Consider the following 19897-nt stretch of genomic DNA (forward strand, 5'->3'; position numbering starts at 1 on the left):
AGTGCCGCTGCGACCGAGTTATCTTGGCGAAGGAAGTTTCGCCAGTTTTCATTTATTAATTGAATGGTCAAAAAATGGAAATATATTACCAGCAGAAATAAAAATGAATTGAAAATGAATCAGGCTCTTTGCTTTTTGAATGATGGCTAAAGATTGCAATTGGAAGGATTTTTCTGCGATACTTTTCAGAGAGGCGTCCGATGTAGATAAACATTCTTTCACTGGTTCCCAATCAGGGGAACTGCATTGTTGGGAAGGTACTCGACCCAAGTGTGTGAAACTCCAGAGTATTTTATTTTTTGTCCCGCTTTACTAACCTATTGCTCCATTATTATAAGAGAATTAAGAAGATACATTCTTTATATTATCAACCAAAAAATCCTTGTCCCAAATTAGGTCCAAGGATTTTTAGCTTTCCGCTCAAAATGATAATGTAGGCGGTATTCACATATTTTTTTGGTCCAAGCATAAAGGATATCTTCATCTTCTTTGGACACATCAAAATTTAGGACAAAAAGATCCTTTTCAAACGAAATCAATCCTTTCGAACTGCCGCTCCATTTTGTCATCGGCATGGTGGCAATTAACTTGCTGACAGCTATTTCATCAAAGGTCCACAACTTTCTTGCACTTTTATCCGAAAAATCAATCCGTTTTCTGTATTCTTTTTCCATCAGATACTGGTGAAAAAAGGGAGCAACCTCAATTGGTGTAATAGGCTTGTACCAGTCCGACTTTCTACGTTCCAACATGGCTAGGAGGACAACCATCTTATAACTTTTCGCCATTCCTGTTTTTTCAACCTCTATCAGCCAGTTTTCATATCGCTCGTAAACGGTTGTTTCTCGATCCGTTAATTCTTCTGCCCATTTTAAAAATCCAAAGTAGGACTGAAATTCCTGGCGGTACTGAGGGGAATCAGAGCCACCTTTTAAATGTAATTCTAAGTATGTCGGTCTTCTCCCAAGTTCACGTTTTACCTCTAGATAGTCCTGATATAATTTTTCTTTTCGAGGCTGATGTTTACGTGCCATTTCCTGCAGCAGGTTAATGACATTCAAGTCCAGTTCCATTTCGCAAAAATGCGGTAATGCCGGCTGAATTTTTCTTGGTTTCTTGTCAGTCGGATTGGTATCAAATAAACTTAGTTTGATATCCGCGTTGCGATAATTTCCAATTAAATCAATGATGACACAGGCTACCTTCTCCGGATGCAACCGCAGTCCCCTGCCAATCTGCTGTGTAAAGACGGTTAAGGATTCAGTCGGTCGAACAAACAACAGTGTATCAACAGTAGGGATATCGACCCCTTCATTAAACAGATCCACCGTAAAGATGACATCGAGCTCACCATTCTCCAGTTGAGCAATAGCCTGACTCCTGCTGACATCCACTTGTTGCGAATGGAGACTAACTGACCGATAGCCTTTTAGATTAAAAAACCTCGATAAGAAATTAGCCTGTCGAATGGACGAACAAAATGAAATGGTCCGAGTCTGCTTTCTTTCCTCCCAGGAATGGAAAATTTTTTGAGCCAGTTCCTCTTTCAATTGGACCTGTAGCAATTCCTCTTCATCATATCGATTTCCTAACCACGTGATTTGCGAATAATCGGTATCATCGTAGACCCCATAGTATTTAAACGGTGCCAGCCACTTCCGTTCAATCGCATCCAAGAAATCTAGACGAAACGCAACGTTCCCATCGCAAATGGCATAGACATCTTTATTGTCATTCCGAACTGGCGTAGCTGTTATCCCTAATAAGAACCTAGGATGAAAGTAGTTTAACACTCGCTGATACGTGTCAGCAGCGGCATGATGGAATTCATCTATGATAATGAGATCAAACTCATCCGGTTGGAATTGCTCCAAATGTGTTTTCATACTTAATGTATAAATAGAAGCAAAAATAGCATCGGCGTTGCTCTCTTTTATTTTTCCATTGTATATCCCAAATCGTCGTTCAGGCATGATTTTCTTAAAAGACGTTCTTGCCTGATAGAGGATTTCTTCCCTGTGTGCGATAAACAGCACCTTCTGAAAATTCTTCGAAAAGAATCCCGCTAGGTATGTTTTGCCCAAGCCCGTTGCCATCACTACAAGGGCCTTATTGTACTCTTCCTCTATGGTTTTATGAAGCTCCTCAAGTGCTTCAATTTGTGCAAATCTTGGTTGGATGTCCCCATATTCTGCAGCCGGCTCCTTGATTTTTTCTGGATTGACTGGAGCCTTGTCGTTTGAAGGTAACATAATTTCTAACTCTTCAAGCTCGCTCCATTTTTTCGCCAAATTGAGATGCTTCTTATGGTAGGCTTCATAATTTGCCTTGTACTCCTTAAGGGTTTCCGGATTAAGGGTAACGGTTTGATCAGCAAGAAACAGCTTAGAAAATTCCTCCAACGCTTGTTCAAATACCTCTTTGGCCTCGCTGATACCTACATTCCATTCAACCCCCTGATTCAGGGCAGATTTGGAGAGATTAGAAGATCCAATGTACAAGACATCCTGTTCATTGTTTTTAAACATGTAGGCTTTTGGGTGAAAGGATGTACCATTACTCTTCCACATTCGAATCTTAATTCGGTCATCAATAGAGAGCAATGCCTCTAATGCTTCAGGCTGGGTAATATATAAGTAATCCCCCGTGCAAATCTTGATATCGGCCCCATTTTGAGCTGCTTCTTTTAAAGCCTCCGCTATAAATTGGACACCGGATTTCATCACAAAAGAGGTTAACACACAAATGGTCGAGGCATTTTCCATTTTCTCTAGCAAATGTTTCCCAAGTTCGGATGTAATTAATTGGACCTTAGTCATCCTCAACCTCAATCAAGTAGATTTTTTCCTTGAAGCCGCCGCGTTTTTCGGCCTTCTGTTGCCTAACTTTTTCAAGATCTTCAAATGTTGCTCCATGGCATTCTGCAAAAGCATGAATGATTTCTAGCAGATCTGCCAGCTCCTCTACTGCATCCTGATCATTATCAGTATTGATATATTCATTCAATTCTTCGAAGCTTTTGGTTTTTAGTTCTTTTATGTATTCATCATCATTTAGAATTTTGGTAGAAAACTTTTTCCCGGTTGCTTCTATGATTTCTGGTATACGGTCGCGCACTAATTTGTTATGTATTGGCATATTAGGTTCCTCCTAAAAAATAAATAGTTAATCTTATTATATCGAAAATATTGTTATGAAAAAGGTATGAACTAAAAAAAGCACCAGACCCCCTCTATTAATTTAGAGATCTGGCACTCACCTAAGTTAAAGCCTATAAATTGTTTTTATTCTCCTGTACTTTCTTATTCTCCTTCGGCATCCTACAGCGATATTTCCCCTTTACTTCCATAATATGAATGCCTTTCTTATGATCCACTAAGATGTTAAGTGAATGTTGCTTATTATAAATAATCATGTCCCTAAGATCCTGCGTATCTTTCCATTTATTCCGAAACGATGATTCTTTCATTTCAATCGTGATCATATGTCCATCATTTAAGAAGACATTGGTATATTTCACACCCATGGCTCTGCTTACCTTTACATGGCTTAGAGCGAACCATACGCAATCCTCTCGTTTGATAGATTTCGTCGGGAATAGATAAATATCTAGACTTGAACTTATTTTAATTGGATACTTTTTTTGGTTTTTGCCAAGCAGCTTTTTGGAGCTATTAAGCGCTCCTTTTAAGTCAGATCCGTATTTGATTAACGATTGATTGATGAACTGTAAAGGTGTCATCGCTACCAGAAACATCTCATCGCCTTCGATGACCTTTGTGAATAACTCGCCATTTTTGTATAAGACACCATAAAACAAGGTGGTTTTTTCATTTATGATATGATTTCTTTTGATTTCCATTTGAGTATCCCTTCCTCACTGATATAAGTTGAGTCTATGAAACTAAAATCTTTTCAATTTTTTTGAAAAAGGGTATACTAACTAGGAGTTGGCATACCCAACTTGCCAAGACCCATGGGCGCCGTCTGCCAGGACACTATCGCCTATGGGTTTTTCTTCTATTTCTTCACATACTACTCACCCCCTTGCTGCTCAAGCCATTTTACTAGCTTGTGAATATTCTCTTTATCATTCGTCAAATAATAGAATCCGCCTCTTGCTGTACCCTTAAATGATTTCCAAATCGGATTTGTGCTTTTCCAGTCTACCTTTTGTAAAGATCTCATTCTATTAATCAACTCTTGTTTGCGTTCTTCAAAGCTGCTTATCTCCAATCCTTTATTGGCATAATAAGCAATAGAGGCAAGTAACGGATGGCTGGCTAGCATTGATACTTGGAGATCACCTATCCGCTCTGGCCGGTATAGCTTGAATAATTCGCTTAACCAGGTATTGATTAATTGAATGTACTCCTTTTGCTCCAAATAAGCTTCATAGCGGTCATCCACTGTTCTGTAAACCATTTTTCCTGTGAGAAAAATAGCCACAAGCTGGCGTAAGTGGGATAGTGACAGCAGCTTTTTATTCATTGGTCGCACCACGGCCCGTTTCTCAATTTCTACTCCTGCTGTCTTTAGCTGCCTATTGGTTCTTAAAATGCTATTTGTTATTTTGTTCAGTTCTTTTCTGGAATCAAAGGCTATTCGCTTTGATAAGGCTACCTTTTTTCCTTTTGTGTTCAGGTCGATAAATAGTTGATCTGCCTCTTCTTTGGTCAGTCCTTCAAATAGTTGTATCGCTACCTCTGTATTTTGAACGAAATGAAGGAGTTTGTACCCTCTTTTCATTTCTTCCTCATGATCGCTTTTAGCGGTCCGACATCCCATTTCTTCGATTTGACAAAATGCTTTCAGCCGCTGGTTCCCGTCAATTATGGTCATTTCCAGAGGCTTATCGACTCCTATACAGGCAACATTCGCAACCATCGGCGGAAAATAAATTTGCTCAGTCAAAACATTTTCCAGAATATATTTCTTAATCGCTCTTACATGAAGCTTGTCTACCTCACGTAATGTCACTTGCCCGTTTTTGATTAGTACAGAAAGCTCTTGAATCGTGTAGGTCGCAATGGATTGTCGTTTGGAAAATACATCGTTAACGATCAAGTAGACCCAATCCTTTCTTTATCTAGAATATCTAGAAATTTAAATGCTGTTTTTTGAATCGCTGTCGTTGATGAATGGTGCTTTATTCTACTCGTTGTCGTGTCATACAGGTGGATAAAAAGCGGATCATCATGTTTCCATGTGCAATATTTCTTTAAGCTGCTAAGCTGCTGGATGGCTTCTAGATGAGGAATGGAGTGCTTCTTGGTGTAATGATAAACCGCATAGGCTAATGAAATTTGAATGCCGGTCAATCCTGAGACAAATCTCTTACGGTTGGCTATTTGAGACGGGAAAATTTGCGGCCATACTTGAAAGAATGCTGTTGCAATCGCTGCCACTTCTTCCGTCTGGTAATTTCCAAAGTCGGCCTCGCCTTTCTTTACTGTTAAGTTCCCTTCAAACATGGCTAATAAGCACTTTCTCATGGTTGTTAGAGATGTTACAGCTGAATTCTGGCTGCTTAACCGCGATAATTCCCGTTCAATTTCAAACTGATTTTGCAGCTGTTTTGCTACCTTTCTTGTTAATTTTGTATAAGCATCGCGATGATCATATTGCATGATCAACCCGTTATGTGCTTCTTTCCGTTCGGTATTGATGTCAGTAAATAACTGCCGCTCCTCCTGCTGTGTTAAATTCAAATAAATTTGCATAGCGACGGGATATTCTCTTAACTTATCAATATAGCCTTGGATTTTTTGTGCTTCCTTGTCATTTTCGGTTTCTTCTGCCGTTTCCTTTTGCGAATGTAAGTGGTTTAATGCTGAAATGAAAGCGCTCTCACGATGCTGTCCATCGAGTATGTATAGCTTTGCACCTGGTTCAAGTGCCCAGCCTTGTTTCGTTTGTGTCAGTGCTCCACGGGCTGAGAAGATGAACGGTGAGAAATAAAAATCTTTTCCTCTTAAGGATTTTAATATAAACTCTCGTATTTCCGATCTCCGTTGCGGGTCCAACTTACGCTGAACCTCGGGGTCTACTTCAAAAATTGCCTCCAGCGTTGAAAATCGCATTTGTGTCGCCAATACCTTCTTTCCAAACTGATTGTACTTCATTCCGCCAATAATCGTCCTAAAGTCATGATTCGACAAATATCTTCACCCCTCTCGACCATTATTATAATTAGCTTAGGATATAAATGTAAATTGACTTTTTTCTTCATTTCGTGCTTAAACTTAACTCTTTGAATGGTTTGTTTGTCCTTGTTTTAGCAGAACCTTGACGGATTTGAAATAAAGAATTAAAATCTATTATTTCACTTTTTTAAGATCACATTTAATTGTGACTAGTGTCATAAAAAATTACAAAACGTTACTTTTAACCTATGAATCTGCCATTTTTTAAAAATTTTTTCAGTTGTTAACGAAATGTTCACTGTTTGTTTGAAAAGAATTCATTTTCTTGGGAAAAGCCTTTTATGACGGGGGTTATAACCATTTTTCTTGTGGATATGGTACATAAAAGGGTTAATCCAACTTGCAGGGATCAACCCGAAAATATAACCATTGCAGCAGATTTTCATTTTTTCCTCCAGTGTTATTAATAAGCTATTCCGACGATACAAGTTGTCCTCTTTTTGACGGGATGAATATCCCATTGCTGTTTTCATATCACTTTTGGCATCTGGCCCTATAATAAAAATGAGCGCTTATCCTTTTTCCAGGATTGCCTCCGTTTATGGAGGATCTTATTGAAGAAAAGCACCCAGTTACTTTAAGTGTAAATCCTCACAATCTGTTTCGTAAATCTAACAAGCAAAAAGGCGATGCCTTTAATCAAGCATCGCACTCGTTAATTAAATAGAAATTTACTTTTTTTCCATTACGGCAAAGTAATTATTTTCACTATCTGCAAAATTAAATACTCTACCAGAAGGCATATTTACAATTTCTCCGACTGTAACGTTTTTGTTTGATAAGTCACTAAATAAATTATCGAAGTTTTTCGAGAAGAACATTAAAGAAGGTGTGCCAAGATCTAATTCAGGCGACATTTTCGCAATAAATTCCTTATTATGGAGAATGATGCTTGTTTCAGCTTCTTTAGTTGGAGCAATTTCAATCCATCTCATACCTTGACCATTGTCTTCCTCTGAAATTACAGTAAACCCTACTTTTTCTGTCCAAAACTCCTTTGCTTCATCTTGGTTATTAACATACAACATGATTTGACCTAACTTACTAATCATTGATATTCACTCCTTTATATAAAGACAAATCTAAAGATTCCTTTCTGAATACTAGAATTAGCGTTACGGTAACTCTACTTCAGTGACTCCACACGCTCGTGCAAACGGTCCCAAGTTTCGGTGATGCCCTGCAGCATGCCCATGTCCATGACAGTCTTAAGGGCCTCTTCGGAAACATATTCAGCACGGTTTATTAGCTTTGTCTTTCCACCTAAATCGATGAATTCCAATGTGATTTCGGTCGACGGCATGGAGTCATTCAAATTACCCTCGGCATCCGAAAAGTAATCGGTATAGACGATCTTCTCCGGCTCGATAATCTCCTTATAAACCGCTTTGCCCCAAGATTCCATACCAAAAAATTGACCCTGATTCTGATCGACACACTTCATACAGTAGTGCCAAACGCCTTCCGGACGGAAATCGACGGTACAGACTGGAATCTCCCAGCCCCTCGGCCCCCACCAGTGTTTCAGATGCTCCGGCTCTTTAAACATCTTGAATACGAGGTCACGTGGCGCATCGAAAACGCGCTCCAGTACCAGTACCCGATCGTTCTCTACTCTCGATACCATTGTGTTGTTTGCCATTGTATTTCCTCCTAGTTCATGAAAAGTTTTATATTTTTTAAGGGATTAACGCATTGCTGCCAACTGTGCTTCAAGTCGATCGAGGGTTTGGCTAGCTCCCTCTATGGCTCCAAACTCTTTAACTACCTGTTCCCTAATTTCTGCAGAAGGAAAGATTAATCGTTGAATAAGTAATGTATTATTATCCTCTTCGACAAAAGTTACGATTGTCTGAAATTGTCCGGGATCACCCTCTATATCATCGGCGGATGTATAAACGAGACGCTCAGGCTTTACAATTTCCTTAAAGGTGATCTTATTTGGATATTCAACGCCATCTGGCCCTTTCATAATAAATCTCCAAATACCACCTGGTTTCATTTCAAATTCAGAAGTCGTAATGGAAAAACCTTTTGGCCCCCACCAGTTTTTTAGATGTTCCGGTTGGGTCCATGCTTTCCAGATTAGGTCACGGGATGCATTAAAAACTCGTTTTACAAGTATTTCTTTTCCTTCAACTTCAACGGACGTTTGATTATTTGTAATCATTTTTAAAACCTCCATTAATTTTAAATGTTATTTTTCTTGTTTTTCTTGCATTACCTTTAAATAATCGTCCAAGCTATCAAATCTTTCTTCCCAAATTCGGCGATAAGACTCAAGCCAAGCATTTAATTGGATAAATGGCTCAGGTCGTAATTGATAGATGCGCCGATTTGCATCAGCGTGTACTTTAACAATTCCGGCATTACTAAGAACACGAAGATGTTTAGAAACTTGTGGCTGACGGATTTGTAAACGTTCGGAAATTTCCCCCACTGTAAGAGGACCTTCTCGCAAAAGCTCTACAATCTGTAAACGATTGGGTTCGGAAAGAGCATTCAGTGTTGTAGTATCCATTTATTGAACCCACCCCTATCCATAAAACAGCTAAATTTAATATCCATTTAAATACTTTTTAATTTAATTGTAACAAGGACTAAGTCTCAATATCCCCTCCCAACTGCATACAAATCTCCAAAAATGACATTGTGTTATGAAGCTCTCACCTTTGTTTATATTCCTTAAAAGGAATATAACATAACAGGAATATTCCTGTAAAGGAATATTTAGATTATTTTTTATTGAATTTTAAATTAAGAAGTAGCCAGGGTCGAACGAATCTGCCCGTGGGTTTATCCCGTCAGCGAAACCGTTCCCCCCTACTTGTAGAAACGTGAAGGGGATAAAGTATTATCCATCAATGAAATATCAGTCTCATTTTATAATCAAATATAAATCAAGGACTATAAAAAAGAACAACGATGCCTCCGACGGGATTCGAACCCGCACTCCTTGCGTAAGCATAGGCTATGGGCAACACGCTTCCCTACGGTATTTCACCGGCTGGAATTTCACCAACCTCAGCTTTTTTGCTTTTCGGTGCTTCTGAAACCATTACCTTGCGACCCGGTGGCTACAATGTTTTCCGGCGCTCTTCCCTTCTAGAGCTACGGAGGCATTTTGTACATTATATGCTAATTAAGAATATTTTTTAACAAAATACTATTTTTCCGGTTCAATCACAAACCAGTTCATTGCTACTCTCGTACTCATCCCTGTTTTATTTTTAAAATCTTTTGACGGAAAAGAAATAAAAAATCCCACCCATCATCCAGTATGGTTCCCAGAAGAATAGTCTCCAAAAGGTCGCATATGGATCAAGGTTAAATTCTAGAAGATGAAACGCATGTAATACAATTGTGATGAAATTTAGAAAACCGTACAAAAACAATAATGCTCCTCCAATTTTTGCAGTGTAATAAAGTAATTTGTTCATGATTGGTTTATTCCAACGAACAATCAGCATCAAAAGAAAGATCCCACCAAGTAATTTAACAAAACCTGTCAACCAAACGATGACTACAAATGAGGGTGATGGGTTTACGGACATCTCATAAATGGAACCGCCTAGAGACCGTACCCCCATCAAGCCACCCATTGCCCAATAAAAACTCATCCCTGAAAAAAGAAGCGTCCAACTAATTCCCAGACCTATACACCAAGGATTTCTTTTTAGAAAAAATCTCTGATTCATACTATTCAAAAGTTTCTTCCTCGCTTACCATCTGTATTTAATCAAGATAACGTTTTTTCCAATATTATACTCTAATTTTTATGAATTGGATTCAGACCCAAATTCAAAAATATTTATCCACCCCTGTCCTTTTTACCTGAAACTTACTATATAGAAGGTGAAAGGAGGTGATTGACCATGGCACAAGCGGTATTAACCGGTTCAAAGCTTCGCTTGGTGTTCCAGGTTGGCATGGATGAGGAAGGTAAACCGATCCTAAAGTCCAAAACGTTTAACAACATTAAGATGGAATCCACCACAGATCAGTTATTCCAAGCAGCAACCGCCATTTCCAGCTTAACAAATGGCATTCTGAACAACCTTGAGCGTAACGACAGCTCAGAACTTTTAGCAGAATAGTAGTCTTAGAGGAGTAACAGGATAATCCATGTAAAGGAGGTGATTGACAATGGCGAAAACATTGGAATTACAGTTTGGGACAGAGTTCGGAAAGACAGCGCGAATTACTGTGGACAATCCAAAGGAGCCGATTGATGAGGCTGCTGTGAAGCAAGCGATGGAGCAGATCATTGCGGCAGATGTTTTCTTCACTCCGAGCGGTAACCTTTCTGTTGCGAAGGGTGTAAGAGTAGTCGACCGCAACGTGACCGAATATGAAATCATCTAATGACGGAGGGGCTGGATTTCATAGAGAATCCGCCCCTTTTTTACAAATATTAATTAACGAAAGGAGCGAATAACTGTGGAGCAAATCATTCCACTCATTAGCGAAGTTGGCTTCCCCATCGTGGTGACCCTCTACCTGCTTTACCGGATTGAGTCTAAGCTTGATTTAGTGGTCCAATCGATTCAAAGTCTGCCAGAACGTATGAAGGGATGAAGCAGGGGAATCGTTTGCAAAAGATCATGTTATAAGCAAAGTTGGTGGATAGCGTGGGAATGTTCTACATAAGAACTTTCCCATGCCCCACCATCTTTGCATTAGAATATACATTTTAATTCACTCATTGTGAGGCACAAGAACCTTCCCAATAATTTTTTATTGAATCATGCTTGAATTTTTGTTAAATCATTGACAACTTTTTAAAATATTCATTAATAGAAATGGGGCCATCCCCCACAGCATTAAGGTATTAATACTGTGGGGAGACTGACCCCAAATTTAAATATCCCCTACTTATTGTAACTCTCAATTCCTTTTGATTTTCAATCCTACCAGTATGCTCTTTGTAGTCCCCCAACAATGGATCCAACAGGACCATTTCGGTTTTTCATGACAATGTTTTTTGGTTAAGTTAGGACTCAATAATTGCTTTCAATAACGTCTTCGGCTTTAGGTATTCACTCATCCTTGGGGAAATTGTTCTGCTTCTATCTGCTCCAGAAAAAGTTCCAGCTGTTCTTGATGGGCTGCGTTTTCTTCCGTTTGTGGTATTGGAGAGCTTTCTTGTACCTCCGATTGAATCCCCGTTTCTTTTAGTACCTTTACTTTTTCATAATTAATCGTGTACCACTTTGTCTTATCTGTTTTCATCCGGTTCCAGTTGGCAGAAATCAGGTATCCCTGACTTTCTAGTGATTGAATGGTGCGTTTAATGGTATTCTCTGACCAATATGGCATTTGCTTTTTCCATTCTTTGTAGGAATTGCAAACCCATTTTTGGCCATTCATTTCATGTGAGCTTGTATTCAGCCAGTAATGGATTTGCTGTAGAATTATGGCTTCCTTTAAGCCAATCTTCACCGCCAAATTAGGGAGCGCCATAATCGGTCTTTTGTCCATAAATGATTTACTCATGAATGTCCCCTGCCTTTTCTATTTCGATGAATAAATGACTGTGTATGTCAATAAGCTTACTCATCCATAGGACCATAATCTATTCACCTCCTATATAGTTTGGCGGTGGGAATAAGGATAGGATCTGATAAGATTGTTTTCATAAAATTAGTTATTTTCTTTTTGGTTGGAGCGCAAAAAATGGTAACCCTTGATGAAAAATTACACTATAAAAATGACTTCGGAATTTATCGGCGAATTTTCGAAGCATATCGGCGATTCTAGTAAATTTATTGGCGAATTTTAAATTTTATCGGCGAATCCAGCCAGTTTATCGGCTAATCTAAGAACAACAATCTTTAAAAAAGAGCAAATTAAGACCTTTTTAATATCCCATCGTTCCTCCGCTAGCTTATTAGCCATTAAGACCGCATTTGAGCCACCTTTGTAAGATTAGTGATGATCCCACTTACATCCCACACCCTTCAAACCCTCTGCTCGTCACATACCCTGGCCTGCTCCAAATCTTTCGCTTGTCCTCCTTCGCCATCTTTTCATTTGACTGATATTCTAGTAAATATTTATAAGGCGGGTTGATGATGTAGGCTACACGCGCTAGCCCTCCCTGAAGCAGCTTTTCTTGAACCGATTGCCCATCAACATACACATAAGCAAGCAGCCGACCGTATGAATCTTTGGTGTTCCCTTGTTCGAACTCAAGACTTAATGGACCTCCCCTTACAAGATGCTCATTCCGTATTGCCGCTTCCCTGGCATACGGCTGGATACAAAACCCCGGCTTTTTTGATTCGGGTGTATCTATTAATAGGTAACGTACCGTTTCTATTTTTCCCATGACCATCACTTTAATCGTATCGCCATCAATCGTTTCAACCAATCTAGCAGGAATCCGACCCGTTTCAGTGGCACCGGTCAATTCCATAACGGAATCGGTGCTCTGCTGGACTTTTTCCGATTCTTGAGGCGAAAAAATAAGAATGGCAGCCGATGTAATTAAAGCGGTATTTACCAAATACTTTCGCACGATATTTCCCTCCGCCAATAAGATTGAAAAACCTGTCGTAATCCTTATAAAACCTAGCTTGATCATTCCAAAATAGGGTCAGTCCCCCGCTGCATGAAAGTATGATTACTGCGGGGAACTGACCCAAATATCTAATTTCCCAATCTAGCCCCTCGTATAATAACCTGCAACAGCTGGGAAACTTTCATATTCCATCCTCATATCCCGAAACGAAATTACCTCTTTTCCCCTAAAAAGTTTGTAATCTAGCGAATATTTATGACAGTTCAATGGGGGCTGCTGATATGTCATAGTATAAAAATGGATGGCCTCCTGCTCGCTGACAGCAAAGATAAAGACAAAATCCTCACGGTTCATTTTAAGTGAGTAGATGCCTACCTTATGAAAGCCCAAAACATTGTTTTGTATCATTTCTGCTACCTTCTGATGATCGGCCTGGTCCAAGTTTAATTTTGATACATTGTCATCTAATGAAACTTTCTGCTCCGCCAGTAAATAGTAGATGTAATGGGCCAATGAGGATTCTTCAAAATAGATCGAATCCAGGTAAAGCTCTTTCACTAGCATGTGAAAACACCTCGCATTTTAGACTCATTTATTGCCCTAATTGTTTTATAAGGCAAAGGAACGCTATAAAAGGCTAACACTGTTTTCCTTCTTGTCCTCAACCCTGCCGGTATGCTCGTTGTAATTCACAGCAATTGTTCCAACTGGACCATTGCGGTTTTTCGAAACAATGATTTCAAGTGTAGGATCGTTGGAGTCCTTGTCATAATACGCTTCCCGATACAAGAATAAAATGACATCGGCATCCTGTTCCACACTTCCGGATTCCCGTATATCAGACATCATCGGCCGTTTATTGTTTCTTGATTCCACCGAACGATTGAGCTGTGCCAAACAAATGACAGGGCAGTCAAAATCCTTGGCCATTGTTTTGAGTGATTTGGAAATTTCCGTTACTTGTAAATGGGCATTTCCTCCGTAAAATTGACTTGGTTGAATCAATGTTAAATAATCGATAAACACGATTGGTTTCCTGTATGGAAATTGGTGTATCAGCTTTCTTGTTTTCGCCCTCATTTCGGCAATCGTTTGCCCAGCCCCATCAAATATTTGCATATGGGTTTCATTGAGATCCCCAATGACGTCCGACCATTTATTCTTTTGACTTTGAGTTAGCAATCTTTTTGGATCGCGCATTTTTGCGCGGTTAAAACCCCCTGTCGAAGCCATTAATCGGGAGGTTATCAGCTTTTCAGGCATTTCTAATGAAAAGACAATCGGCAGAAACCCTGCCCAGCCCGACATTTTTGCAAAATGAAGCATCACATCGGTTTTACCCATTGACGGCCTTGCAGCTATAATCGTCACTTCCCCGCCCCTAAAGCCACCGGTCACAAAATCGAGCTTTTGGATACCCGTTGTCGCACTTTTCAGTTGTGGTTGCTCTTCCCAAGGGGCTTCATATATCCCAGCCAACGCTTGTTGTAAGGGCGTATGATCGTCCATTTTCGATTGGTTAATATTATCCAATTCGGTAATAACCTTTGCAATCTCCCAATCATTCATCGCTGCAAGCGATAAGATGTTTTTCTTTTCCCGTTCCTTCCACTGCTCAAGAATGAGCTTCTCCATTCCGTCAAACTTCTCCACATCCGCATACGATAACAGTTCCGACATGTAAGACATTCCCCCGTATGATTCGAGGTCGGGTAAGGTGGTCAATGTAATCAAATCAATATTCTTACCAGCTTGCTTAAACTCCGCCATTCTTCTCATTAATTCCTTATGCCGGCTGCTTTCTAGCTGTTCAGGTTGAATCACAGTATCCATGAGTAAGTACTCTGCCTTCATCAAGCTTCCTAAGAACGCTTTTTCAGCTATACTCATTCCTCTTCACCTGCCGTTAAATCAAGTTCGAATCCACCTGGAACCGCTCTTCCACTCGAATACGTTTCGGGTGATTTCTTAGACTTAAGCTCAGCCTTTTGGTTCTCATGATCCTCTATTTCATCCACGGTCAATAACGATTCATTTTCCCAGTTTTTCAGTATGCCAACAATATAGTTCAGCCTTCGTTTGTTAGTGGCACAGGCAATATTCATCGCCTTTAAAATCACCTTTTTCGGCTGTAGAAAACTTGAATCATCTAACCAGGATAACAGCTGCTGTTTTGCATTCACATTCGTAAAACCGAATCCATTCGAATCCCAAAACTCAACGATTTCTTTTACATCTTCTATTTTTTGATTACTCTCTAAGGTCTTCTCTATGTATGAATGGTTCTCTTCCTTCGGATGCATAGCTTGTTGTTGTTGTTGTTTTTCTTTTTTATTTTCTTTTTCTTTTTGTCCACGCGTCGTATAACGATACGGGAACGATTCGTCAAACAGTTCAGCTTCAGAAGCAATATATGGTTTTTCGTCATGGGTTTCCATGTCCTTTTCAAGATCGCTCTCTTCTTGTCCACAAAAAGATTCAAATAAGCTGCGAATTTCACCTTTTTGTATAGCTTCCGCAACATAACGAATAAGCGAGGGATCCTCTACCTCTTTTAATTCGGAATAGATACAATCCATGACAGGTTTCCCGCCTTTATGCAGGTTGTCTTTCCCCCAGTTTTTGATGGCGAGTTCCCTTGTTTCTGGATTGTAGCGAATCAACTTATGGTGCATTGTGAACCTTTCCATTAACGCATGCACACTCTCAATCGAATAGCCTAAATCAAATGCCATTTGCTTTTTCGTAATTTGATAGATTCCGATTTGAGTCGTATTGGGATTCGTAAGAAGATAAAGGTAAAAATACTTATCTTCAGGAGTCATCTCTTCCGAAACAATCGGATTCTTCCAAAAATCAACACGCACCATTCTAAATTTTGCCATCATCAAACACTGCCCTTTCTTCAAAGAAATTTCTTCATAGTATATATAGATGCTTAGAAAGGAAATGGACAGGATGTTTAATAAAAGTATGTGAATATTTTTTGACAAATCAAAAAAACACTCACAAACGTGATGTACAACATTTGTGAGTGTTTAAGAAACTTCCTTTCTAAGATGGCATTTTAACTACTAGGTCATGCCCCTGTCCCCTTGTTCCAGAAAATGGGCTTGAAAATTATATTGGAACATAGTATTATATTTTACTAGTTGCAATCAAATATATCCCAATGTATAACCTCAAGAATACGGCTTGGGGGTCTCTACCAGGAACCGAAAAATCCTGACTACAGAAATGAAAACTTCATTTTTGTAGTCAGGATTTTATTTTTTTCCAAAAAACTAAGCAGAAAGGACAGTGATGTTCATATGAATATAAGAGTTTTTATATTGGCCCTTGCAGCAGTTGCAACCGGCTTGGTTGAGCTAATGGTTGGCGGAATATTGCCAGTCATTGCAGATGATTTTAAGATTTCTCTTAGTACCGCGGGGCAATTAATCACCGTGTTTGCGCTCATATATGCCATTGCCGGGCCTGTTCTACTTGTCCTAACAAGCAAAATAGAGCGCAAGAAATTATACCTCATCTCCTTGTTTGTCTTTTTTATCGGCAATATCATGACATATTTTAGCACGAGCTTCACCTTTATGATGATTGCCAGAGTGTTGACAGCCATGAGTACAGCATTAATTGTCGTACTTTCGTTGACGATTGCAGCAAAAATTGTGAAACCGTCCCATCAAGCAAAGGCAGTGGGGCTTATTTATATGGGGATTAGTTCGTCGCTTGTGTTTGGCGTTCCCCTTGGCATTTTAATTTCCGATCAATTGGGCTGGAGAATGATTTTTCTCTGTATTGCCGTTTTATCAATTGGCGCAATTTTTCTTATTTCCCTGTTTTTCGAGAGGATCCCAGGCGAGCAAACCGTGCCGCTGTCCGTCCAACTAAAGGCAGTGGCTAGTGCAAAAATTGGAAGTGCTCATCTCGCCACCTTGTTTATGCTGGCAGGACACTACACACTTTATGCTTATTTTACGCCGTTTCTGGAAACGAATCTTCATCTTAACGCCAATTGGGTCAGCATCTGTTATTTTATATTTGGCATAGCGGCTGTGAGCGGGGGTGCATTGGGCGGAACACTTTCCGATTGGATTGGTGCTAAGAAGAGTATTCTGATTGTCATCAGCTCATTTGCGGTGATCCTGTTTGTTCTTCCATTCTCTACTGTTTCGCTCGCGGTGTTCATACCGATTATGATGATTTGGGCGGCATTAAGCTGGAGTCTCGCACCGCCGCAGCAAAGTTATTTGATCCAAGTCGATCCTGTTACATCTGATATCCAACAAAGCTTCAATAATTCAGCATTGCAAATCGGCATATCACTCGGTTCGGCGATTGGGGGCATTGCTCTTGGGCAAACGAATCATATTTCCAACATGGCTTGGGTTGGCGCCGTTGTTGTCATCATCTCCCTGCTTTTTGCCGTATTTTCTTTGACAAGACCGGTTATTTCCCATAAGTCTGAAGCAAAGAGTGCTTAATGGATTGATGAAATCACCTAATCAAACACATTACGTTTAGATAACATAAATAACGATAGCTAACAAAAGCGCTTGGATTTTAATATCCAAGCGCTTTCCTCCTCTGAAATGGTCCTTCAAGAATAATATAATTCCAATGTTCTTTATTAAGATGAAATGTAGAACTATTGAAGAAATCCAACAAAATAGTCCTTTATGGTTTTCCGTTTTTTGTTAATCGGCATATGATAAAGTACCGATTACTCAAAATGGACAGGAGGAATTGGAATGGATGAGGAGAAAAAGAAGAAAAAAAGTAATTCCCTATGGCGACCGTTATTAGCAGCCCCCTTTTTATTTTTTCTTCCCCCTCTTAGCATCGGTTTGTATCTAACCCATCCCATCCCTGCAAAAACTACGAAAAACCCGAAGGATTACGGTTTGATTTTCGAAGAAATCCAATTTCACAGCAGAAAAGATCAAGTTAGGCTAGCCGGCTGGTGGATTCCCGCTGCTTCAACACAAAGCAAAAAAACGGTCATTACTGCACACGGTTATATGAATGAACGTTCCATGGATGGTATTGAAGGACTCATGCTTGCTAGGGTACTGTCAGAACGAGGCTATAATGTGTTGATGTTTGATTTTCGTAATGCAGGTAAATCGAAAGGCAGAACGACGGGTTTGGGGTTCTTTGAAAACCATGATTTATATGCAGCGATAGATTATGCCATTCAGAAAAAAAGGCAGAAAAAGATTGCTCTTCTTGGTTGGAGTATGGGTGCTTCCACTGCTCTTATTGCTGGATGTGAACATCCTGCAGTGTCTGCTATTATTGCGGATAGTCCCTTTAGCGATTTAGAACCCTTTTTAAAAGAAAATCTGTCTTATTGGTCCAAATTACCAAAGAAGCCCTTTACACCGATTATTTATCATTCCATGCGAAAACTCCTTAAAATTGACCCCGCCGAAGTTTCACCCATCAATCTTGTTAAAAAAGCGAAAGGAAAATCTTTCTTCTTCATTCACAGTAAAGCGGATCAAGCCATTCCTTATACCGAGAGCAAAAGTTTATTTCATTCGGTATCATCCGATAACCGTAAAGAATTATGGCTGACGGAAGAATGTCAACACATTCATTCCTACCCTATGAATAAAAAAGAGTATACGCGTCGTATTGTGCTGTTTCTTGATAAGTGCTTAAAATAGTGTAAAGCTGAAGCCGCCCTGCCATGTTCTTTAAGTGGATATAAGGGACGAGGTACAAGGTGATGTATGTATGGTTATCAAACATTCTAATAAAGGGTCGGTTCCATCAGTGCACTAAAGTTTAAATGCACCGGGGAGCGACCCGCTTGCCTACAATGATTTTCGTAGAAAAAGAAAAGAACCCGCCCGAAGGCAAGTCCTTAGTTTGCTGAAGCTATAGCACCTGCTTGTACATCGTACTGAGTCAAGTTGTGCTGCGTGATTTTAGCTTGTAATAATTTTGCATAGTTAGGATCCGTTGCATAACCGTCTTGTTGAATATTTTTGGTTGCAGCCATGTAGTCCGTTACACCAATAATGTTTGCATATCTAGGTCTTAGTAAGAATTTACTATGGTCAACGATGGACTCATGTATGCTGCTGTACTTTCGGAATTTTTCAGTTAAAACGAATTCAACACCGTTACTGTCGAATTCCCTAGTAGGCATGGATACATAATTGCCGGTCCAACTGGAATCAGCTTTAATGCCAAAGTAGTTATTCCCATTTACTGATAACCATGAGAATCCATAGTAAGATTCAAGAATAGCTTGAGCTATTGTTAGTGACGGTAAAATCTTATATTCTTTCCAAGCAAGGATTGCTTCGGGTGCTACTTGATGAATGAAGTTGGCTTTTTGCTGTGCTGAAAGGTTATAGTTCGTAATGTAGTCTACAAATTCACCTTGAGGTACAGGTTGTCCTACAGTACCATCAGGTGCAGTTAAACGCAGAACTTGTCCAGCATAAATCGAGTCTGATGTTAAATTGTTGTATTCTTTCATTTTCGCTACTGTCAATCCATTTGCTTTAGCGATTAAGAATAGGGTGTCACCTGCAACAACTTTATAAGTATCTCCTTTAGGCTGAACCGGTTTTGGAGCTTCAACCGCTGGCTGCTTTACGACAGGTTTCGGGGCTGCTGGTTTAGCAGCAGGCTTTGCTGCAGTTGGTGCCATAAGCTTTAACACTTGTCCAATTTTGATTATGTCTGATTTTAGACTGTTGTATGACTTTAATTGGGTAACTGTCAAACCAAATTTCTTTGCTATTTTTGATAATGTATCACCTTTGACCACCTTATAAGTTGTTGGTTTTGCCTTTGGTTTTGTAGTCGCTGCGGGCTTCTTTACCGTTGCAGCAGGTTTAATTGCTGTTTTGGAAGCCGTTGTTGACGGTTTTTTTATGGTGGTTTTCGTAGTTGTTGATGGAATTTTAAGTACTAAGCCAACTTTGATTTTGTTAGCGTTAGTGATTTTATTAGTAGATTTTAAACTTGTTAGAGATACCTTATACTTTTTAGCTATTGCTGATAGGGTGTCACCTGACTTAACTTTGTAAGTTATTGTAGCCGCATTTGCTGTTAACATGGATGCGGGTGTAATGATAGATAACGATAGTACTGCAGCTGTAATGGCTTTTGGGATTTTCCCTGTTGTTGTGAATATTTTTTTCAA

21 protein-coding genes and 1 riboswitch are annotated in these 19897 nt (G+C 39.5%); of the genes, 5 read left to right on the plus strand and 16 right to left on the minus strand.

All coding sequences use genetic code 11. The features are described from left to right. Positions 1-392 precede the first annotated feature (392 nt). From A6749_RS27110 to A6749_RS27155, 10 genes are all read right to left on the minus strand, one after another. The gene (locus A6749_RS27110) at positions 393-2819 is read right to left on the minus strand and encodes a DEAD/DEAH box helicase family protein (protein ID WP_066400398.1); all 2427 of its coding nucleotides are present in this window, start codon (positions 2817-2819) and stop codon (positions 393-395) included. Then, a complete protein-coding gene (locus tag A6749_RS27115) occupies positions 2812-3138 on the minus strand; it encodes a nucleoside triphosphate pyrophosphohydrolase (protein ID WP_066400400.1) in 327 nt (108 codons plus the stop codon). The genes A6749_RS27110 and A6749_RS27115 overlap by 8 nt, the downstream gene beginning before the upstream one ends. 133 nt (positions 3139-3271) lie before the next feature. Beyond that, positions 3272-3862, minus strand: a complete 591-nt coding sequence (locus A6749_RS27120; RefSeq protein WP_066400411.1) for a competence protein ComK — start codon at positions 3860-3862, stop codon at positions 3272-3274. 173 nt (positions 3863-4035) lie between these two features. Then, positions 4036-5067 carry a DNA sulfur modification protein DndB gene (locus A6749_RS27125; protein ID WP_066400415.1) on the minus strand — a complete coding sequence of 344 codons (1032 nt, stop codon included), beginning with the start codon at positions 5065-5067 and terminating at the stop codon, positions 4036-4038. Further along, positions 5064-6161, minus strand: a complete 1098-nt coding sequence (locus tag A6749_RS27130) for a DNA sulfur modification protein DndB (RefSeq protein WP_066400417.1) — start codon at positions 6159-6161, stop codon at positions 5064-5066. The genes A6749_RS27125 and A6749_RS27130 overlap by 4 nt, the downstream gene beginning before the upstream one ends. A 716-nt stretch (positions 6162-6877) precedes the next feature. Continuing rightward, the gene (locus A6749_RS27135; RefSeq protein WP_066400419.1) at positions 6878-7258 is read right to left on the minus strand and encodes a VOC family protein; all 381 of its coding nucleotides are present in this window, start codon (positions 7256-7258) and stop codon (positions 6878-6880) included. Between the two features lie 74 nt (positions 7259-7332). After that, entirely contained in the window at positions 7333-7848 is a 516-nt protein-coding gene (locus tag A6749_RS27140; protein ID WP_066400423.1) for an SRPBCC domain-containing protein, read from the minus strand. 45 nt (positions 7849-7893) lie between these two features. Next, positions 7894-8376 (minus strand): SRPBCC family protein, encoded by a 483-nt coding sequence (locus A6749_RS27145; RefSeq protein WP_066400425.1) that lies wholly within the window; start codon positions 8374-8376, stop codon positions 7894-7896. Positions 8377-8403: 27 nt separating this feature from the next. Then, positions 8404-8727: an ArsR/SmtB family transcription factor gene (locus A6749_RS27150; RefSeq protein ID WP_066400427.1), complete on the minus strand. Its 324-nt coding sequence runs from the start codon at positions 8725-8727 to the stop codon at positions 8404-8406. A 709-nt stretch (positions 8728-9436) separates the two neighbouring features. Beyond that, a complete protein-coding gene (locus A6749_RS27155) occupies positions 9437-9904 on the minus strand; it encodes a DUF3995 domain-containing protein (protein WP_066401253.1) in 468 nt (155 codons plus the stop codon). A 177-nt stretch (positions 9905-10081) separates the two neighbouring features. Between A6749_RS27155 and A6749_RS27160 the strand changes: the two genes are divergently transcribed. The 3 genes from A6749_RS27160 to A6749_RS27170 all read left to right on the plus strand — a co-directional run bounded on the left by A6749_RS27160 (position 10082) and on the right by A6749_RS27170 (position 10784). Further along, positions 10082-10303, plus strand: a complete 222-nt coding sequence (locus A6749_RS27160; RefSeq protein WP_066400437.1) for a DUF1659 domain-containing protein — start codon at positions 10082-10084, stop codon at positions 10301-10303. Between the two features lie 49 nt (positions 10304-10352). Further along, complete coding sequence (locus A6749_RS27165; RefSeq protein ID WP_066400440.1) at positions 10353-10571, plus strand: DUF2922 domain-containing protein; 219 nt, start codon at positions 10353-10355, stop codon at positions 10569-10571. A gap of 75 nt (positions 10572-10646) precedes the next feature. After that, a complete protein-coding gene (locus A6749_RS27170; RefSeq protein WP_042462125.1) occupies positions 10647-10784 on the plus strand; it encodes a YvrJ family protein in 138 nt (45 codons plus the stop codon). A 465-nt stretch (positions 10785-11249) separates the two neighbouring features. On the opposite strand, the gene A6749_RS27175 is transcribed toward A6749_RS27170, so the two are convergent. The 5 genes from A6749_RS27175 to A6749_RS27195 all read right to left on the minus strand — a co-directional run bounded on the left by A6749_RS27175 (position 11250) and on the right by A6749_RS27195 (position 15614). Continuing rightward, positions 11250-11702: a hypothetical protein gene (locus tag A6749_RS27175; RefSeq protein WP_066400442.1), complete on the minus strand. Its 453-nt coding sequence runs from the start codon at positions 11700-11702 to the stop codon at positions 11250-11252. Between the two features lie 448 nt (positions 11703-12150). Then, positions 12151-12726, minus strand: a complete 576-nt coding sequence (locus tag A6749_RS27180) for a thermonuclease family protein (RefSeq protein ID WP_330220459.1) — start codon at positions 12724-12726, stop codon at positions 12151-12153. Between the two features lie 144 nt (positions 12727-12870). Continuing rightward, positions 12871-13293: a hypothetical protein gene (locus A6749_RS27185; RefSeq protein ID WP_066400455.1), complete on the minus strand. Its 423-nt coding sequence runs from the start codon at positions 13291-13293 to the stop codon at positions 12871-12873. Positions 13294-13356: 63 nt separating this feature from the next. Beyond that, positions 13357-14619 carry a replicative DNA helicase gene (locus tag A6749_RS27190; RefSeq protein WP_066400457.1) on the minus strand — a complete coding sequence of 421 codons (1263 nt, stop codon included), beginning with the start codon at positions 14617-14619 and terminating at the stop codon, positions 13357-13359. Continuing rightward, positions 14616-15614: a DnaD domain-containing protein gene (locus tag A6749_RS27195; protein ID WP_456237951.1), complete on the minus strand. Its 999-nt coding sequence runs from the start codon at positions 15612-15614 to the stop codon at positions 14616-14618. Before A6749_RS27195 ends, A6749_RS27190 begins: the two co-directional genes overlap by 4 nt. A gap of 267 nt (positions 15615-15881) precedes the next feature. After that, a riboswitch (purine riboswitch) is annotated at positions 15882-15979 on the plus strand. Between the two features lie 61 nt (positions 15980-16040). Here A6749_RS27195 and A6749_RS27200 point away from each other — a divergent pair. Together A6749_RS27200 and A6749_RS27205 are read left to right on the plus strand one after the other, a co-directional pair. After that, complete coding sequence (locus A6749_RS27200; RefSeq protein WP_066401257.1) at positions 16041-17213, plus strand: MFS transporter; 1173 nt, start codon at positions 16041-16043, stop codon at positions 17211-17213. A 267-nt stretch (positions 17214-17480) separates the two neighbouring features. After that, on the plus strand, positions 17481-18401 hold the full coding sequence (locus tag A6749_RS27205) for an alpha/beta hydrolase (protein ID WP_066400460.1): 921 nt from the start codon (positions 17481-17483) through the stop codon (positions 18399-18401). 200 nt (positions 18402-18601) lie between these two features. Here A6749_RS27205 and A6749_RS29320 read toward each other — a convergent pair whose 3' ends face one another. After that, positions 18602-19897, minus strand: a complete 1296-nt coding sequence (locus A6749_RS29320) for a LysM peptidoglycan-binding domain-containing protein (protein ID WP_066400463.1) — start codon at positions 19895-19897, stop codon at positions 18602-18604.

The organism is Neobacillus mesonae (genome assembly GCF_001636315.1).
GTDB classification, from domain to species: domain Bacteria; phylum Bacillota; class Bacilli; order Bacillales; family Cytobacillaceae; genus Neobacillus; species Neobacillus mesonae.

Excerpts from the sequence above, each read along its gene's own strand:
- A6749_RS27110 (WP_066400398.1), bottom strand. The coding sequence starts at position 2,819 with ATGACTAAGGTCCAATTAATTACATCCGAACTTGGGAAACATTTGCTA.
- A6749_RS27115 (WP_066400400.1), bottom strand. The coding sequence starts at position 3,138 with ATGCCAATACATAACAAATTAGTGCGCGACCGTATACCAGAAATCATA.
- A6749_RS27120 (WP_066400411.1), bottom strand. The coding sequence starts at position 3,862 with ATGGAAATCAAAAGAAATCATATCATAAATGAAAAAACCACCTTGTTT.
- A6749_RS27135 (WP_066400419.1), bottom strand. The coding sequence starts at position 7,258 with ATGATTAGTAAGTTAGGTCAAATCATGTTGTATGTTAATAACCAAGAT.
- A6749_RS27140 (WP_066400423.1), bottom strand. The coding sequence starts at position 7,848 with ATGGCAAACAACACAATGGTATCGAGAGTAGAGAACGATCGGGTACTG.
- A6749_RS27145 (WP_066400425.1), bottom strand. The coding sequence starts at position 8,376 with ATGATTACAAATAATCAAACGTCCGTTGAAGTTGAAGGAAAAGAAATA.
- A6749_RS27150 (WP_066400427.1), bottom strand. The coding sequence starts at position 8,727 with ATGGATACTACAACACTGAATGCTCTTTCCGAACCCAATCGTTTACAG.
- A6749_RS27155 (WP_066401253.1), bottom strand. The coding sequence starts at position 9,904 with ATGAATCAGAGATTTTTTCTAAAAAGAAATCCTTGGTGTATAGGTCTG.
- A6749_RS27160 (WP_066400437.1), top strand. The coding sequence starts at position 10,082 with ATGGCACAAGCGGTATTAACCGGTTCAAAGCTTCGCTTGGTGTTCCAG.
- A6749_RS27165 (WP_066400440.1), top strand. The coding sequence starts at position 10,353 with ATGGCGAAAACATTGGAATTACAGTTTGGGACAGAGTTCGGAAAGACA.
- A6749_RS27175 (WP_066400442.1), bottom strand. The coding sequence starts at position 11,702 with ATGAGTAAATCATTTATGGACAAAAGACCGATTATGGCGCTCCCTAAT.
- A6749_RS27185 (WP_066400455.1), bottom strand. The coding sequence starts at position 13,293 with ATGCTAGTGAAAGAGCTTTACCTGGATTCGATCTATTTTGAAGAATCC.
- A6749_RS27190 (WP_066400457.1), bottom strand. The coding sequence starts at position 14,619 with ATGAGTATAGCTGAAAAAGCGTTCTTAGGAAGCTTGATGAAGGCAGAG.
- A6749_RS27195 (WP_456237951.1), bottom strand. The coding sequence starts at position 15,614 with ATGGCAAAATTTAGAATGGTGCGTGTTGATTTTTGGAAGAATCCGATT.
- A6749_RS27200 (WP_066401257.1), top strand. The coding sequence starts at position 16,041 with ATGAATATAAGAGTTTTTATATTGGCCCTTGCAGCAGTTGCAACCGGC.
- A6749_RS27205 (WP_066400460.1), top strand. The coding sequence starts at position 17,481 with ATGGATGAGGAGAAAAAGAAGAAAAAAAGTAATTCCCTATGGCGACCG.